The 456-nt window shown below is 67.5% G+C and carries 1 protein-coding gene; it reads left to right on the top strand.

The window, feature by feature from the left end:
- The coding region (locus tag AC0L20_RS39910) for an AMP-binding protein (protein ID WP_473295653.1) at window positions 1-276 on the top strand (276 nt) is incomplete at its 5' end.
- Window positions 277-456 lie beyond the last annotated feature (180 nt).

Genomic DNA, 456 nt, shown 5'->3' with positions numbered 1-456 from the left:
GCGCTGAGCCAGCGGGCGCAGGATATCGCGCATGAAATAATGCGCCAGCATGCCCATGGCGAAACCCCCATGGCGCCGGTTCTGGTGTATGGCCATAAGTCTTTCGATTTTCTAGCCGCCTGGTGGGCCTGCCTGCTGTGCGGCTGTCCCATCGTGCCGGTGGAGTCGGACAACGCACCTGAGCGCCTGGAACGGATTGCCCGCACTGTCGGCGCAAGCCTGATCCTGAACACGGACGGCCCTGCGCTGTTGGCGGCCAATGCCCCGGTGGCGTAAGTGGCGTGCCCCGCCTGTCGACTGAAATTGGCCTGGCGCGCGGGCGTCGCGTTGAGGTAGCCGGGGCCGACGCACGCGCCGCTGATCAATATCTGTCCGCGGCCCGAAGCGTCCAGCGGATGGGCCAGGCGCAATGCCGCGCCCGGGCGGGCGCGCCCAATCGGCAGCGGCAATGACGAC

It is taken from the genome of Bradyrhizobium sp. Kon58, from assembly GCF_055807455.1.
The sequence above is the reverse complement of the archived record's forward strand: the minus strand, read 5'-3'. Positions and strand labels throughout refer to the sequence as shown.